The organism is Pseudomonas sp. ABa2, assembly GCF_056676075.1.
In genome coordinates this window covers 2,216,714-2,232,051 of sequence record NZ_CM155239.1, presented here as the reverse complement: position 1 = coordinate 2,232,051, position 15,338 = coordinate 2,216,714, and the positions used below count along the sequence as shown (strand labels likewise).

Sequence of the window (15,338 nt, the reverse complement as noted above, 5' to 3'; positions counted from 1 at the left end):
CACAGAATCAATCCTGTCCATATCAAGACTGACAAAATGGAAGGTTAAACAATGGCCAATACTGCTAAGAATGTACCCATTGCTCATCGACAGTCCGCCAGTGGCAGGCCAAGTCCGCTGACCTCCTGGTTCAACCTTCATAACCTGCGGCGCCAGATAGATCACCTGTTCGAAGCGTTCTCCCAGCGCTCGCTGCACCTTCCGTTTCGCCGCCGCGATGCGGATGTCGAGCAAGTCTGGCAGCGTGGGCTGAGCCTGTACGGTATGCCGGTGGTGGATATCGCGGAAAAAGAAACAAGCTTTGAGATTACCGCCGAACTGCCTGGCATGGATGAAAAGAATATCGAGATAACCTTGTCCAACGGCAACCTGGTAATCAAAGGCGAGAAACGGGAAAGCCTTGAAGAACAGAAGCAGGACTATTATTTGTCCGAACGCCGTTACGGCGCCTTCGAGCGAACCTTCCCTCTTCCCAAGGGCATCGATGCCGACCAGATCGATGCCAGCTTTGCCAGGGGCGTATTGACCGTATCACTGCCTAAGCAACCGGAGGCGATCAAGCCAGAGAAAATCATTCCGGTTAAATCCAGTTGAATCGCCATGGCAGATAAACGCCTGTTCCAGGATGCCTACCAGCCACGACAGATTGCCCAGCGCGTCAAGGAAATGGGGGTAGCCAAGGCACGCGCGAAGCTGCTTACGTTGTTCGTGTTAGCGGTGCTTGCGGGTGCATTTATATCACTCGGTGCTCTGCTTTTTACCGTGATAGTCACCGAAAGTAACTTGGGCTTCGGCGCTACCCGTCTACTGGGTGGACTTGGCTTTTGCCTTGGCCTTGTCTTGGTCGTAATCGGCGGAGCGGAGTTGTTCACCGGCAACAATCTGCTGGCGATGGCTTGGGCCAGCCGCTTGATCAGCGTGCAAGAGATACTGCGGAACTGGTGCATGGTCTATCTGGGCAATGTCGTCGGATGCCTGGGCACCGTGCTGCTGGTATCTTGTGCCGATACAGCCAGTATGGGGGGAGGCGCCGTGGGTGATACCGCTCTGCAGATAGCCCGAGATAAAGTTGAGCTGTCATGGCTGGAAGCCTTTGCCCGCGGAATACTCAGCAACACCCTGGTGTGCCTGGCAGTTTGGCTGGCGATGGGCGGACACAGCGTCAGCGACAAGATTCTCGCCATTCTATTGCCCATTAGTGCGTTCGTTACGGTCGGCTTCGAGCACTCCATCGCCAACTGGTTCTTCCTGCCCTACGGCCTCACGTTAGAAGGGGCAGGTATCTATGATCTGTCCAGCATCGCCGGCAACCTTATTGCAGTTACCTTCGGCAATATCGTCGGCGGCACGCTATTGGTTGCCGGCGTATATTGGCTTGCGTACCTGCGCGACGACGATGGCCAAATAACCTGAGAGTGACGCGGCGCGGTCTGAACTAAACCCTGATCGCTAAAATGCTACATGGCACCTGGTACAACAGATGCTCAGTCGTACTACCGACTAACTTGTTCAGCCCTTTGCGCTGTGACGTCCCCATCACCATGACATCGGCCTGAACTTGGCTGGCAAAATCGGCGAGTGCAGTGGTCGGTGGCCCTATGATGAAGTGCCTGCGTTCCGCAGGAACCCCATAGCGTTCAGCTAGCGCCTCAAGAGTTGCTTTCTGCGACGCCTGCATCTTCTCAACCAAAGCCGGCCAGACCCCACTTCTGGCATCAGTCTCGGTAAGAAAGACCGAGGATAGGTCGTAGCTATACACCAGATGCAGTTCTGCATTGCATTGCAGTGCAAGCCCGGTTGCCTCCTGAATGATTCGCTGGTTGAGGCCGCTGTTCTCTGACTCCGGTGACGAGGGGTCGACCGCCGCGACCACCTTACGCGGCAACGCATGGGTTAGCGCTCCGATCAGGTGAACTGGCGCCGGGCACTCGCGTAGCAGGTGCCAGTCCAGCGGCGTGACGAACGCACGTTTCAGTGCCGGCTCATGCTGCACATCCTTGATCAACAGATCCGGTTGCATTTCCGACACATGCAGGAGGATCTCCTTGAGCGTTTGGTTGGTCCAGACCGCCTCGGTGGTCACCTTGAGTCCCTTGCTGCGCAGCAAGCCGGCCTCGTCCGCCAACCATTCGCGATGTTCGCGCAGATGATCCTCGCGGATCTGTTCGCGAACGCTCTTTTCCAGCAGCGCGAAGGTGGCGAAAGGTTCGACGAAGGCGGTGATATGCAGCGCGGCGCCGCTCGCCTCGGCCAGGGCCGCGGCCCGCTGCAGCGCCTGCGAGTGGCGCATGGCCGGGTCGGCGATCAGAAACAGGCGTTGATACTGCCCCATGGGACACCTCCGCAGGCTGGTTGGACCGAGTGACCGCGCCATGGAGCGCGGCCGGTGCATGTCTACAAAGTGCGCCGCGGACGCTGCCCCGGTGTTGATGCACGTCAAGCGGAAGCATTGCGGTTGATCGCTATCAATATCGCCGTGGCGACGGTAGGCGCATGCTGTGCTGGTAGCGCCGATTGCCGAGCAAGGGAGAAGATCGATGCCGCTCGTTCGCACGCCCTACGCGCAAGGCTTCTTCCGCGTCGCAGCCTGCACTCCAGGGGTCGCACCGGCCGACCCGCGGGCTAACCTGCTCGCCACTCTGGAGTTGGCCAGCCAGGCCGACCGGCAGCGGGCGGGGCTGGCGGTATTCCCGGAGTTGGGGCTGTCGGCCTACAGCAACGACGACCTGTTCTTCCAGGATGCCCTGCTCGACGAGGTCGAGCGCTGCCTGCAGGAACTGTGTCGGGCCAGCCTCGAACTGCTGCCGATCCTGCTGGTCGGCGCGCCTCTGCGGGCGCAGGGCGCCCTGTTCAACTGCGCGCTGGCCATCCATCGCGGGCGCATCCTCTGTGCGGTGCCCAAGACCTACCGGCCGAACTACCGCGAGTTCTACGAGAAACGCCACTTCGCCTCGGCCAAGGACGCCCTCCAGCCGATGCTGCGGATCGCCGGCCAGGAGGTGCCCTTCGGCAGCGACATCCTCCTCGAAGTGCCGCAGGTGCCAGGCCTGGCCCTGCATATGGAGGTCTGCGAGGATCTCTGGGTGCCGCTGCCGCCGAGCAGCTATGCGGCGCTGGCCGGCGCCACTCTGCTGACCAACCTGTCGGCGAGCAACGCCACCATCGGCAAGGCCGACTACCGCCGTCTGCTCGGCGCCGCCCAGTCCGGTCGTTGTATCGCCGCCTACGTCTACAGCGCTGCCGGCTTCGGCGAGTCGACCACCGATCTGGCCTGGGACGGCCACGCGATGATCCACGAGAACGGTGAGCTGCTGGCCGAGAACCAGCGCTTCTCGCCTGCCCCGCAGTTGATCCTGGCCGATATCGACCTCGACCGCCTGCGCCAGGATCGCGCCCGCACCACCAGCTTCACCGATTGCGCCAGCCTGCAGCGCGAACGCCTGGCCGGCTGGCGACGGATCAAGGTGGAGTTCGATCCGCCACACCAGCCCTTGGCCCTGCAGCGCCGGGTCGCACGCTTTCCCTTCGTGCCCGACGACGCTGGCAGCCTGGATACGCGCTGCGCCGAGGTCTACGCGATCCAGCAGCAGGGCCTGGCCAAACGCCTCGCGGCCAGCGGCATCCGGCGTGCGGTGATCGGCATTTCCGGCGGCGCCGATTCGGCCCAGGCGGCGCTGGTCGCCGCCGGCGCCTTCGACCTGCTCGGCCTGCCGCGCCAGCAGATTCTCGGCTACAGCCTGCCGGGACTGGCCACTGGCGAACACACCCGGCACAACGCCATGGCGCTGATGCAGGCGCTGGGCTTCAGCGCCGCGGAAATCGATATTCGCCCCTCCTGCCTGCAGATGCTGCGCGATATCGACCATCCCTACGCGCGTGGCGAGGCGCTCTACGACATTGCCTTCGAGAACGTGCAGGCCGGCGAGCGCAGTTCGCACCTGTTCCGCCTGGCCAACCAGCACCAGGGCCTGGTGATCGGCACCAGCGACCTGTCGGAACTCGCCCTGGGCTACACCACCTATGGCGTCGGCGACCAGATGGCGCATTACGCGGTGAACGCGTCGCTGCCGAAGACCCTGATCCGCCACCTGCTGCACTGGCAGTCGGCGCGCCAGCCGAAGGTGGTCCGCCGGGTGCTGCAGGCCATCCTGGCCACACCGGCTTCGCCGGAACTGGTGCCGGATGCCGGCGGGCACGGTTTGCAACGCGCCGAGGACACGGTCGGCCCCTACCCGCTGCAGGACTTCTTCCTCTATTACCTCAGCCGCTTGGGCTACCGGCCGAGCAAGGTCGCCTACCTCGCCGAGCAGGCCTGGGGCGATGCGCGCCGCGGCGAGTGGCCGAGCGGCCTGCCCGCCGCCGAACGGGTGGCCTACTCGCCAGAGCAGATACTCGGCTGGCTGGAGGTGTTCTGCCGGCGCTTCTTCGCCGCCAGCCAGTTCAAGCGCTCGGCCCTGCCCAACGGGCCCAAGGTCGGCTCCGGCGGCTCACTGTCGCCGCGCGCCGACTGGCGCGCGCCCAGCGATGCCGGCGCGGCCCCGTGGCTGGAGGAGTTGGCGCAGCTGCGGGCCCGCCAATGAGCGGCTAAACGGGAAACGGCGGCGGCGCCGGGCTGTCCTTCTCCGCGATCTCGGTCATGGTCGCCTCGGTCAGCAGCAGCACGCTGGCCACCGAGACGGCGTTCTCCAGGGCCACGCGTACCACCTTGGTCGGGTCGATGATGCCGGCCTCATACATGTCCACGTAGCGGTTGGCCGCCGCATCGAAGCCTATGCAGCCCTGTTCGGCAAGCATCCGCGCGACCACCACGCCGGCATCCACCGCCGAGTTTTCGGCGATGATCCGCGCCGGCGCCTCCAGGGCGCGGCGCAGGATCTGCAGGCCAGTCCTCTCATCGCCCTCGCGTTCGGCTTCGGCGGCGACCAGCGCCGGTACGCAGCGCAGCAACGCCAGCCCGCCACCCGGGACTATGCCCTCGGCCACCGCCGCCTTGGTCGCCGCGATGGCATCGTCGAGGGCGTCCTTGCGTGTCTTCATCTCCGCTGTTGCAACAGCCACTCGACCCTGTCTCGGGCTCGCCGCTGCGCATCGGCAGGCATCTGTGGCTGATGAAACTTTTCTTGCATCGTCGCCCCTCCTGTCCTCTCCACGCAGCGCTGATGCCTTGGACATGCGCCCCCCCACCCGCCTGCATGCCGCTGCGAGTCGCGGCCGTTCTTCGTACTTTGCTCGGCGGTCAATCGGGGTTATTGATGCAGCTCACTTTTTATCGAATCGGGTGCTCTGGCCACCCAGGCCTTGCGCACCCCCTCCAGCAACGCCATGGCCAGGGCGAAAGGCAGCATGAACAGCCAGGCGGCCGCTGGCAGTGGTGCGCTGCCGAACAGCCAGTTGCCCAGTGGCGTATAGACGATGAGCAGGGTCAGTACGATCTCGAAGGCCAGGCCCGCCCAGATCAGCCTGTTGGGACGCCCCGTGCCGAACGGCGAACCCCGCTCGCTGCGACAGAGGAACAGGTTCATCACCTGCATCAGCACGATCGCGCCGAGGCAGGCCGTGGTGGCGGTGCGGTAGAGCTCGGTGTCGCTGGCCAACGCAGCGCCGTACTGCCAACCGCCGCTGTCGAGCACGAAGAAGAACGCGGCCAGCGCGGCGACGGCCTCCATCGGCCCGAGGAACAGATAGGCGCGCGCCAGCAGGCGCCTGTCCAGCAGGTGTTCGTGGGCCGAAGGGGGTGGACGTTGCATGAGCTCCGCCCGGGGGCGCTCGGCGCCCAGGCCCAGCGCCGGCAGCATGTCGGTACCCAGATCGACCGCCAGAATCTGCACCACGGTCAGTGGCAGCGGGATGCGCAGCAGGACGAATGCCAGATAAGGCACGATCTCGGGAATATTCGAGGTGAGGATGTAGGTCATGAAGCGGCGGATGTTCTGGAACACCGCCCGCCCCTCTTCCACCGCCGCCACTATGCTGGCGAAGTTGTCGTCGAGCAGCACCATGTCCGCGGCTTCGCGCGCCGCATCGCTGCCGGAAAGGCCCATGGCGATGCCGATATCGCCCTGGCGCAGGGCCGGCGCATCGTTCACCCCGTCGCCCGTGACCGCGACCACCTCCCCCTTGGCCTGCAGCTCCTTGACGATCAGCAGCTTCTGCTCCGGGTCCACCCGGGCGAAGATCAGTTCACGCGCCTCCAGCGCCAGGCTCAGCTGGCTGTGGGACATGGCCGCCAGGGCCGCGCCGCTGATGACCCTGGGCTGCCCCCTGGTCAGGCCGATTTCCCGTGCCACCGCTACCGCCGTGCGGGGATGGTCGCCGGTCACCATCAGGATGCGGATGCCCGCCTGTTGGCAGCGCTGGACGGCGACCGGCACCTCCGGCCTGGGTGGGTCTTCGAGCCCCACCAGGGCGATTAGTACCAGCCCCCGCTCCAGTTCGGTGCGCAGGTAGCCCTCGTCCACCGACCGGTAGGCGAAGGCCAGTACCCGCAGCCCACGATCCGCGAGGCGCCGCTCCGCCTCGCGCCAGCGCTCGCGTTCGGCATCGTCGAGCGGGCGCTCGGCGTCTGCGTCCTGCACCCGAGACGAGAGTGGCAGCAGGGCCTCCAGCGCGCCCTTGCTGAAGAGCAGCAGGCCCTGCTCGGCGCGGTGCAGGGTCGACAGCATGCGCCGCTCGGCGCTGAAGGGCAGCTCGTCGACGAGGGGCAGATTCACCTGCCCGCCCGCGTTCTGCGCCATGCGCAGCAGCGCTTCCTCCAGCGGATCGCCGACCAGCACCTGCCGGCCGTCGACCTCCCCCCGCTGCAGCGTCTGGCACAGCGAGGCCACCGCGCGCAGGCTGTGCGGCAGGGTCGCAGGCTGCCTGCTCAGGTCGATCTCGCGGCCCGCGCACACGGCCACGCGCGCCTCCATCCGGTTCAGCGTCAGCGTGCCGGTCTTGTCCGTACAGATCACCGTGGCCGAGCCCAGCGTCTCGACGCTCGGCAGGTGACGGATCAGCGCCTGCTTGGCCGCCATGCGCTGGGCGCCCATCGCCAAGGACAGCGTCACGGTGGGCAACAGGCCCTCGGGCACGTTCGCCACTATGATCCCGATGGCGAACAGGAAGCTGTTCCAGAAGCCGAGCCCGATCCACTGGCCGAGGCCGAAGAACACCAGCCCGAGCAGCACCGCCAGCATGGCGATCAGCCGGCTCAGGCGGTTGATCTGGCGTTGCAGCGGGCTTTCGACGTCGCCACCGGCCTGGATCAGGTGGGCGATGCGGCCGAACTCGGTGCGCATGCCCGTGGCGTAGATCAGCGTCCGCGCCTCGCCACTGAGCAGCGTGGTGCCGGCCAGCAGGATATTGCGGCAGTGCAGCAGATCGGGCGCATCGCTGGGCTCGGCATCCCGGGCCACCGGGTAGGACTCGCCGGTCAGCGCGGCCATGTTGATGCGCACATCGAAGGCTTCCAGAACCCGGCAATCGGCCGGCACGTTGTCCCCGGCCGACAGCAGCACCACATCGCCGGGCACCAGCAGCGCGCGATTCAGCTTGCGCAGGCGCCCGTCGCGCAGCACGCGCACGCTGTCCGGCATCAGGCGCTCCAGGGCGAGGATCGAGCGCCCCGCCCGGTACTCCTGCCAGTAGGAGAACAGTGCATTGATCAGGATGACGCAGATGATGGCCACGCCCAGCGTCGCCATGCCCTTGCCCGGATCGCGCCATTCGGCGAAGAAGGCCAGCCCCGCGGCCAGCCACAGGACAATCGCCAGGAAGTGGATGAAGCCCGCGACGAACCGCCGCCACCAGGGCGCGGCCCGCAGATGCAGGATTCTGTTGGCCTGGAATGTCGCAAGCCGCCGCTCGGCTTCCGCCTCCGCGAGCCCCTCCGGGCCACTCTGCAGACTGGCCAAGGCCTCCTGCGGCCCGAGCGTCTGAATCTTCATCCGCGCGTCCTCGCCTCAGCTTTCATTGGCCGTGCCGGTACGCCTCGAATCCTTGGCCGCCGCGCTCCCCAGATGCGGCTTAGCGAATGCCGCAGAGTGCTCACGCCCTTCCATGCCGCGCTATCGTTTCAGCCTAGGCGGCCATCCCCGCTGTCGGTTTGATGGGTATCAAGAAAACCGCGCAGCCTTGGCGGTTCGCGCACGATGGGGCGGTGCGGCCGATTGCGCCTATATTCCAGGCTAGTGACGACGCACCGCCTCGTCTGCAGCCAAGGAGATGCCCATGTCGCCGACTGTCAACGGACCAGAGCGCATCAGTTTCGAAACCGCGGCGCAGCACGCGACGCGGGACATACCGGTATTCACCCCCGAGCAACGGGTTGATGACGTCCGTGCAGCCCTGATGCAACAGCGCTACGCATGCGCCAGCCATATCGTGATCTGCACGGGCCGACGCTTCCTCGGCCTGCTCAGGATCGAGGACCTGCTGGGCGCGCCGGCCGATCTGCGCCTCGATGCCCTGATGGACCGCGAGGCTCCCCGGGTGGCGCCGGGAGTGGACCAGGAGATCGCCGCCTGGCGCGCCGTTTGCCATCAGGAGTCGGCGCTCGCCGTGGTCGACGCCGACGATGAGCTGATCGGGGTGATTCCGCCCCATCGCCTGCTGGCGGTGCTGCTGAGCGAGCACGAGGAGGATCTCACCCGCCTCGGCGGATTCATCAAGGGCACCGAGGCCGCACGCGCCTCGAGCGAGGAGCCGGTGATCCGCCGTTTTCGTCATCGCATCCCCTGGTTGCTGGTCGGGCTGGTGGGCGCGCTGCTGGCGGCCGACTTCGTCGGCCGTTTCGAGGCCCAGTTGCAGGACAAGGTCATGCTGGCGTTCTTCCTGCCGGGGATCATCTACCTGGCCGATGCCGTCGGCACCCAGACCGAGACCGTGGTGGTGCGCGGCCTCTCGGTGGGCATCGGCATGCGCAGGATGCTCGGCCGCGAACTGCTGGTGGGCCTGGCCATCGGCCTTGCCCTGGCGTTGGTCGCGGGGCCGCTGGTATGGCTGCTGTGGCATGAAGCGGACATCGCCCTGTGCGTCGGTCTCGCGGTATTTGCAGCCTGCGGGACCGCAACCCTGGCCGCCATGGCTCTGCCCTGGCTACTCAGCGCCGGGGCCATGGACCCGGCGTTCGGCAGCGGCCCGCTGGCGACCGTGGTCCAGGATTTACTGTCGATCCTGATCTACCTGGGTATTGCGAGCCTGCTGATTTGAGGTCGAGCCCTGGCGGTTGAGAGCCAGCTCAGCGCCTGGCGCCGCGCTGGAGCGCTGCGCTCAGATGCTGTTCGAACCATCCAGCGGCCAGACGCGCGACCTCCTGCAGCGTGCCCGGCTCCTCGAACAGGTGCGTGGCGTCGGGAATTACGTCCAGTCGCTGTTCGCAGGCCAATGCCCGGCTGACTTGACGATTGCCGCCGAGCGTAGGTAGGTCACGAGCACCGACGATCTGCAGGATGGGCGCTCGCAGCCGCTCGAGTTGATTACCTGCCAGATCGGTGCGTCCGCCGCGACTGACGATCGCCTGCACCCGGTCCGGTCGCTCGACGGCGGCCAGGATCGCCGCGGCGGCGCCGGTGCTGGCACCGAACAAACCCACCGGCAGATAGCTCAGCTCAGGGTCGGCGGCAATCCAGTCAAGGACGCCGACAAGGCGGTGCGTTAACAGTGGAATGTCGAAGCGTAGCTGACAGGTGACCCTGTCGATACGCTCCTCGGATTCGGTGAGTAGGTCGAACAACAGGGTCGCCAGCCCCTGCTCGCTCAGATAGCGCGCCACCTGCTGATTGCGCGGGCTCAAGCGGCTGCTGCCACTGCCATGCACGAACACCACCAAGCCCTTCGCTTCGGTAGGTAACCACAGGTCGCCCACCAATCGCACATCCGGCAGTTCAATGCTCAGTCGAGCTTGGTGCATCACTGGCCTCCCCGCGCTTAGTTGACACTCGGCAACTTGCGCTGCCAGGCATGTTGCAGCAGGCGCATCACCGCTTGATCGCTGACCTGTGAAAAATCCACATACCAGCGCCCGATAGCCGTGAAGAACTCGGGGGCAAAGGGACAGATGACCTCATCCACCTCCTCCCGCAGCTCGGCAATGGTGTCGCTTGGTGCTACCGGCACGGCGATGACGATGCGCGCCGCCCCCCGATTGCGCACCGCTTGCACCGCCGCGCGCATGGTGGCGCCGGTCGCCAGCCCGTCGTCCACCAGAATCACCTGCTGGTCGCGCAGCTCCGGCAAGGGGTGATCGCCGCGATAGACCCGCTCCCGGCGCTGCAGCTCCAGCAACTCCCGCTGCGCCACCGCATCCAGGGTGGCCTCGTCGATATCGTGCATGGCCAGCACGTCTCGGTTGAGCACGCGCACGCCGCCACTGGCGATGGCGCCCATCGCCAGCTCATCGTGATACGGCAGCCCCAGCTTGCGTACCGTCAACAGGTCCAGACGCAACTCCAGCGCGCAGGCGATCTCGTAGGCGACCGGAACGCCACCGCGCGGCAGGGCCAGGACAATGGTGTCGGCGCGGCCGCGGTACGCGTCCAGCATGGGCACCAGTGCCTGACCGGCCGCCCGCCGATCGGGAATCGGAATCTGCAGTGCGTGGCTATGGTTCATCCTGCGACCCTCGTGCAGCGCGTGAGCCATTCAGCCAGATTCGGGGCGTATGGCCAGGACGCTCCCGGGGAGCCGGTAGAGCACCGACTCCGTCGTACTGCCAATCCACTTGTTCAGCACTCTCCGGTGAACGCGTCCCATCACCACGACATCCACCTGTTGCTCTTGAGCAAATTCGATGATGCCGGCAACCGGCTGACCGGTAATGAAGTGACGCCGCTCCTGGGGGACGTCATGCCGATCGGCCAGGGCCACGAACGATTGATGCAGCGAAGCGCGCAACTGCTCGGTGATTTCTGCCCAATCGGCCACCGCTTCGCCATCGGCGACATAAGCCGGCATGTTTTCGTGGATGTAGAGCAACTGAAACCCGGCACCACATTGCGTGGCCAGGCTGGTACCGGCTGCAATGATCTGGTCGTTGAGGCCCGAGTATTGTGCATCCGGATCAGCCAGATCGACTGCCGCCGCCACCACGCGGGGTTTGGGATGACGGGCATCGCTCACGAGGTGAAGTGGCACAGGGCAACTACGTAGCAGATGCCAGTCCAAAGGCGTGACGAAAGCCCGTTTGAGCATTGTCTCGCGCTGGATGTCCTTCACCAGCATGACCGGCTGCAACTCGCGAACCTGGCAAATGATTTCCTCATGCACGTTCTCAGCCCAAGTTACCGAGCAAGTAACCTGGAGACCCTTGCTTCTGAGGGGCTCGACTTCCTTGTCCCAACTCCGCCGCTGTTCGTTGAGCATGCTTTGACGCACCTGATTCCTGATCTCGCTCGCCAATAACGAGTAAGTCATGAAGGGCTCAACTAGAACGGCGATATGCAATGGCGTATCGCCAGCCATCGCAAGTGCGACCGCCCTTTGCAAAGCCGCGGACCTGTGCTGCTCCGTATGACCCACCAGCAGGATTCTTCGAGTTTGGTTCATGCCCCACCTCCACCTGACGAGCGCTCGATCTGATGCCACCAAGACCAACTACAGATTGCGGTTCGAGGAGCAGAAACAGATTGATACAGGTCAATTTTCGCTGCGGAGGTGGGGCTGACTGTCCGGCAGAAAAGCATTGCTTACAGCGTCTTAGCAGTGCCGTTTATCTCCTACTCGGCGGATGCGTCATCGTTCCGACGAAAGGCCGCGCCCGCTGAAATATCCTGGCGGCGGCAAAAACTGAGTGCAACACCTGACCTTTCCGGTACGGTGCTGCCCCTATGTCTTATACCGAACTCAGCGTTGAAGAGCGCGCCACCATTCAAATCGGTCGTACCCAAGGCTTCAGCCTGCGCAGGATTGCCTGCTTGATCAACCGATCCCCTTCGACCATCAGCCGTGAGCTGCGCCGTAACCGAGGTGCTTGCGGTGGCTACTCGGCCCGCCTGGCCCAGCAGCAAATGCAGGCCCGCCGCCAGGTTTGTCGACCGATGCGAAAACTGTTGCCGGGTAGCGAGCGCTTCGAACTGGTGACCCATATGCTGCGTGAGCGTTTGTCTCCCGAGCAGATTGCCGGCAAGCTGCGCAGCATGAACATACCCAACCTGCGAGATGCCTACGTCTGTCGCGAGACGATCTACAACGCGATCTATGCCCTGCCAGTGGGTGAGCTGCGTAAGGAGCTGATCATCTGTCTGCGCCAAGGCAAGACGACGCGCCGGCCGCGCTCTGGTGGCGTGGATCGGCGCGGCCAGATCCCCGAGATGGTCAGTATTCATGTGCGCCCGCCGGAGATTGAAGACAGGCTGATGCCGGGGCATTGGGAAGGCGACCTCATCAAGGGTAAGGCCAACGCCTCGTCCGTCGGTACGCTGGTGGAACGCACCAGTGGCTACCTGATGTTGGTGAAGATGAACGACGCGACGGCGACTTCGGCGCTGGAAGGCTTCAGCGCCGCGCTCAATAGCATGCCGCTGGAGATGCGCAAGAGCATGACTTACGACCAGGGCCGGGAGATGGCGCGACACGCCGAGATCACCCAAAGAACCGGCGTGGCGATCTACTTCTGCGACCCGCACAGCCCCTGGCAGCGCGGCAGCAACGAAAACATCAACGGCCTGATTCGCCAGTACTTGCCCAAGGGCACAGACCTGTCGGTACATAGCCAGGAGGAGCTGGACGCCATTGCGCTGCAACTGAACATGCGACCGCGCAAGCGCTTCGACTTCAAATGCCCCATCGAGGTGATGGGAGAGGTCATGCAAAATGCCATGGCAATGCGGCATGATGCTCCGGCTTCAATTCAATAACCGTGTTGCACTCAGCTCCTGCAACCGCCCCTCTTATAAATTTACTATTCCTGCTTACGAAAGGTATTCGCGATGATTGATCGTTCGTCTGGTGGGCCAGAACCATCGCGCCTAGCACACTTAAGTTGTCATGACTGCTCTTTGGCCCGCTTGTGCCTTCCTCTCTGCCTTGACGAGACCGATATAGGTCGCCTCGAGGGCATCATCAAACGTTCCCGCCCGCTGCATAAGAACGAATACCTGATTCGTGCAGGCGATACGGTGCAGCATGTGTATGCCGTGCGCTCTGGAGCTCTCAAGAGCTACCTGCTCAACCCCGATGGCGCTGACCAGATCACCTGCTTTCACTTGCCGAGTGAACTCATAGGTCTCGATGCCCTGGGGGAGGAACGCTACCCCAGCTATTCTGTTGCTCTGGAAACCTCAATGGTGTGCGTAATACCCATACACCAACTCGAGGAGCTGGCCGGCCAAATTCCGGGGCTGCGCAAACAGCTACTTCATACCCTGAGCCGGGAAATCCATGAAGAACACGAATATCGCAGTCATGCGCGTGAAAGTGCCGAACGGCGTCTGTCGGCTTTTCTGCTCAATCTCTCGGCCCGTTATAGCCAACGCGGGCTCTCGCCCCTGCAATTCGTGCTGCCCATGAGTCGTGGCGACATCGGTAACTACCTGGGTATGACTACCGAAACGGTCAGTCGTCTGTTTACTCGCTTTCGTGAGTTGAAGCTAATTGCCGGCAGCGGCCACGAAGTGCATTTGCTGGATATTCAGCGGCTGTGCAGACAGGGTGATACCAGCGGTGCAAAGCAGTTCTAAAACAATGGGGATGCAACCGGAACCAAACCTCCGTTTGGCCGGTTCGCGATCATCGCCGGTGCGCTAGAAAACCTACTCGCCAGACTTTGACTCGGGTCGATTCGCTCTCCTGACCGATGTACAGCGTCAGACCTTCCATGGGAAGTGCTCCATTCTCGTCTCGGATAAGCTCGGCAAGCCGGCCGAATGCCGCCCCCATGTGCCCTGCCGCTCGAGGCTCCGCTCCCGATAACCTTCAGTACCGCAGAGTCGGCACGGAACCGCTGCGCAACGTCGTCGACTTACTGCAGCCGATGCAAGGCACTCGATGCTGCCCTCAAGTTGATCCCGATCAATCCGCCGCGCTGCCATGGGAGTAGAAATTTAGCGGACCACCTCCCAACGGAGTACGCAACATGCCTTCGCTCCACGACACTCAGCAGACAAACGCGCGAGTCGACGAACACTGGATCGAGCACCTGAACGATGGCAGCCACGTCCTGATCCGCCCGATCAGACCAGAGGATCGGGAGCGTGAAGCCAAGTTCATCCGCAATCTGTCACCCGAAACGCGCCATTTCCGTTTTCTTGGCGCGGTGAAGGAAGTCAGTCCTGCCCTCCTCGACTCTCTCCTGCAAGCCGACTACAGCCACAGCATGGCCTTTGTCGCCCTTGTTCACCAGGATGGGGAACTGATCGAGGTCGGGGTCAGCCGATATGCCTCGACCGGGGAAAACGGACAGTGCGAATGCGCGGTGACCGTCGCCGATGCCTGGCAGCATCGCGGGCTCGGCACCGCGTTGATGCGCCATCTCATCGATACTGCCCGACAGAACGGCTTCAAGCAGATGTACTCGGTAGATTCCGCAGCCAATAGCCACTTGCAGGCCCTGGCCCATGAGCTGGGCTTCCAACATGCCCGCGATCCTCAAGATGCCACACAGGTAATTCACCGTCTGGAACTTTAGTCGGGGGCTGACGCGCGATCCTTTGATGAAGATCAAGAATCGTCCAGGCAGGCGCTCCAAGATTCCTGGCAGGAAGAGATGAAATGGAGGTCGACCAGCGAAACAGCACCCTAAGCAGGAGGACATGAAAATGGCACATCCCGTAAAGGAAGTCCCTGAAAAAGCAGCGCCACAAACCACCAGAAGCCCTGCTCTGAGCGATCCCTGGCGGCCACTGGATACCCTGCGCACTGAGGTGGATCGCCTGTTCGAGGACTTCATCCGCCCCCCTCTGAATTTCCCCTTCGGCCGCAGCTCATTCGACATCGAGCCGTTCTGGAAACGCAGCATGTCCGGATATGGCATACCGGCGGTGGACATCGCGGAAAAGGACAAGTCGTTCGAAATCACCGTCGAACTACCGGGCATGGAAGAAAAGGACATTCAGATCAGGCTCGCGAATGGCAACCTGTCCATCAGCGGCGAGAAAAAGGACGAGAAGGAAGAAACGCGTAAGGACTACCATCTCTCGGAAAGGCACTATGGCTCGTTCGAGCGTATTTTCAGCCTTCCCAAAGGCGTCGACGTGGATCACATCGAAGCGAACTTCAGCAAGGGGGTCCTGGCGATCTCCCTGCCCAAACGCCCCGAGGCAGTCAAACCGGAGAAAGTCATCCCGGTCAAGTCGCGCTGAGCGCCGTTGCGCAGGCCCTGCATGCGTCAGGACCTGCGCCTCTCCCAGAGCCCCTGGCTTCGA

The 15,338-nt window shown here is 63.5% G+C and carries 13 protein-coding genes and 1 pseudogene; 8 read left to right on the top strand and 6 right to left on the bottom strand.

All coding sequences use genetic code 11. The features are described 5' to 3' along the window. Nucleotides 1-51 precede the first annotated feature (51 nt). Nucleotides 52-594 carry an Hsp20/alpha crystallin family protein gene (locus tag AC1G9C_RS10945; RefSeq protein ID WP_480410174.1) on the top strand — a complete coding sequence of 181 codons (543 nt, stop codon included), beginning with the start codon at nt 52-54 and terminating at the stop codon, nt 592-594. Nucleotides 595-600: 6 nt separating this feature from the next. Further along, nucleotides 601-1,413 (top strand): formate/nitrite transporter family protein, encoded by an 813-nt coding sequence (locus tag AC1G9C_RS10940; protein ID WP_480410173.1) that lies wholly within the window; start codon nt 601-603, stop codon nt 1,411-1,413. 22 nt (nt 1,414-1,435) lie between these two features. On the opposite strand, the gene AC1G9C_RS10935 is transcribed toward AC1G9C_RS10940, so the two are convergent. Continuing rightward, complete coding sequence (locus tag AC1G9C_RS10935) at nt 1,436-2,332, bottom strand: universal stress protein (RefSeq protein WP_480410172.1); 897 nt, start codon at nt 2,330-2,332, stop codon at nt 1,436-1,438. Between the two features lie 205 nt (nt 2,333-2,537). Here AC1G9C_RS10935 and AC1G9C_RS10930 point away from each other — a divergent pair, with 205 nt between their 5' ends. Then, nucleotides 2,538-4,580, top strand: coding sequence for an NAD(+) synthase (locus AC1G9C_RS10930; RefSeq protein ID WP_480410171.1), 2,043 nt, complete (start codon nt 2,538-2,540; stop codon nt 4,578-4,580). A gap of 4 nt (nt 4,581-4,584) precedes the next feature. On the opposite strand, the pseudogene AC1G9C_RS10925 reads toward AC1G9C_RS10930, so the two are convergent. Both AC1G9C_RS10925 and AC1G9C_RS10920 read right to left on the bottom strand, forming a co-directional pair. Then, a pseudogene (locus tag AC1G9C_RS10925) lies at nt 4,585-5,055 on the bottom strand (TCP-1/cpn60 chaperonin family protein); the annotation flags it as partial. A 191-nt stretch (nt 5,056-5,246) separates the two neighbouring features. Further along, nucleotides 5,247-7,925, bottom strand: a complete 2,679-nt coding sequence (locus AC1G9C_RS10920) for a cation-translocating P-type ATPase (protein ID WP_480410170.1) — start codon at nt 7,923-7,925, stop codon at nt 5,247-5,249. Between the two features lie 283 nt (nt 7,926-8,208). Between AC1G9C_RS10920 and AC1G9C_RS10915 the strand changes: the two genes are divergently transcribed. Further along, nucleotides 8,209-9,189, top strand: a complete 981-nt coding sequence (locus tag AC1G9C_RS10915) for a magnesium transporter (RefSeq protein WP_480410169.1) — start codon at nt 8,209-8,211, stop codon at nt 9,187-9,189. A gap of 28 nt (nt 9,190-9,217) precedes the next feature. Here AC1G9C_RS10915 and AC1G9C_RS10910 read toward each other — a convergent pair whose 3' ends face one another. The 3 genes from AC1G9C_RS10910 to AC1G9C_RS10900 are packed head-to-tail and all read right to left on the bottom strand — an operon-like array spanning nt 9,218 to nt 11,523. Beyond that, a complete protein-coding gene (locus AC1G9C_RS10910) occupies nt 9,218-9,889 on the bottom strand; it encodes a dienelactone hydrolase family protein (protein WP_480410168.1) in 672 nt (223 codons plus the stop codon). Between the two features lie 17 nt (nt 9,890-9,906). Then, nucleotides 9,907-10,590 carry a phosphoribosyltransferase gene (locus AC1G9C_RS10905; RefSeq protein ID WP_480410167.1) on the bottom strand — a complete coding sequence of 228 codons (684 nt, stop codon included), beginning with the start codon at nt 10,588-10,590 and terminating at the stop codon, nt 9,907-9,909. A 30-nt stretch (nt 10,591-10,620) separates the two neighbouring features. Then, nucleotides 10,621-11,523: a universal stress protein gene (locus AC1G9C_RS10900; protein ID WP_021444744.1), complete on the bottom strand. Its 903-nt coding sequence runs from the start codon at nt 11,521-11,523 to the stop codon at nt 10,621-10,623. Nucleotides 11,524-11,804: 281 nt separating this feature from the next. Between AC1G9C_RS10900 and AC1G9C_RS10895 the strand changes: the two genes are divergently transcribed. The 4 genes from AC1G9C_RS10895 (at nt 11,805) to AC1G9C_RS10880 (ending at nt 15,275) form a co-directional block, all read left to right on the top strand. Continuing rightward, nucleotides 11,805-12,833 (top strand): IS30-like element ISPsp7 family transposase, encoded by a 1,029-nt coding sequence (locus AC1G9C_RS10895; RefSeq protein WP_033959121.1) that lies wholly within the window; start codon nt 11,805-11,807, stop codon nt 12,831-12,833. 72 nt (nt 12,834-12,905) lie between these two features. Beyond that, nucleotides 12,906-13,655, top strand: coding sequence for a fumarate/nitrate reduction transcriptional regulator Fnr (gene fnr, locus AC1G9C_RS10890; RefSeq protein WP_480410166.1), 750 nt, complete (start codon nt 12,906-12,908; stop codon nt 13,653-13,655). A gap of 395 nt (nt 13,656-14,050) precedes the next feature. Next, nucleotides 14,051-14,602, top strand: coding sequence for an N-acetyltransferase family protein (locus AC1G9C_RS10885; RefSeq protein WP_480410165.1), 552 nt, complete (start codon nt 14,051-14,053; stop codon nt 14,600-14,602). Between the two features lie 130 nt (nt 14,603-14,732). Further along, nucleotides 14,733-15,275 carry an Hsp20/alpha crystallin family protein gene (locus tag AC1G9C_RS10880; protein WP_122107834.1) on the top strand — a complete coding sequence of 181 codons (543 nt, stop codon included), beginning with the start codon at nt 14,733-14,735 and terminating at the stop codon, nt 15,273-15,275. The last annotated feature ends 63 nt before the right edge of the window (nt 15,276-15,338 follow it).

Bases quoted from the DNA above. Each gene is read 5' to 3' on its own strand.
- AC1G9C_RS10930 (WP_480410171.1), top strand. From the start codon at position 2,538: ATGCCGCTCGTTCGCACGCCCTACGCGCAAGGCTTCTTCCGCGTCGCA.
- AC1G9C_RS10940 (WP_480410173.1), top strand. From the start codon at position 601: ATGGCAGATAAACGCCTGTTCCAGGATGCCTACCAGCCACGACAGATT.
- AC1G9C_RS10915 (WP_480410169.1), top strand. From the start codon at position 8,209: ATGTCGCCGACTGTCAACGGACCAGAGCGCATCAGTTTCGAAACCGCG.
- AC1G9C_RS10895 (WP_033959121.1), top strand. From the start codon at position 11,805: ATGTCTTATACCGAACTCAGCGTTGAAGAGCGCGCCACCATTCAAATC.
- AC1G9C_RS10945 (WP_480410174.1), top strand. From the start codon at position 52: ATGGCCAATACTGCTAAGAATGTACCCATTGCTCATCGACAGTCCGCC.
- AC1G9C_RS10900 (WP_021444744.1), bottom strand. From the start codon at position 11,523: ATGAACCAAACTCGAAGAATCCTGCTGGTGGGTCATACGGAGCAGCAC.
- fnr (WP_480410166.1), top strand. From the start codon at position 12,906: ATGATTGATCGTTCGTCTGGTGGGCCAGAACCATCGCGCCTAGCACAC.
- AC1G9C_RS10905 (WP_480410167.1), bottom strand. From the start codon at position 10,590: ATGAACCATAGCCACGCACTGCAGATTCCGATTCCCGATCGGCGGGCG.
- AC1G9C_RS10885 (WP_480410165.1), top strand. From the start codon at position 14,051: ATGCCTTCGCTCCACGACACTCAGCAGACAAACGCGCGAGTCGACGAA.
- AC1G9C_RS10935 (WP_480410172.1), bottom strand. From the start codon at position 2,332: ATGGGGCAGTATCAACGCCTGTTTCTGATCGCCGACCCGGCCATGCGC.
- AC1G9C_RS10880 (WP_122107834.1), top strand. From the start codon at position 14,733: ATGGCACATCCCGTAAAGGAAGTCCCTGAAAAAGCAGCGCCACAAACC.
- AC1G9C_RS10920 (WP_480410170.1), bottom strand. From the start codon at position 7,925: ATGAAGATTCAGACGCTCGGGCCGCAGGAGGCCTTGGCCAGTCTGCAG.
- AC1G9C_RS10910 (WP_480410168.1), bottom strand. From the start codon at position 9,889: ATGCACCAAGCTCGACTGAGCATTGAACTGCCGGATGTGCGATTGGTG.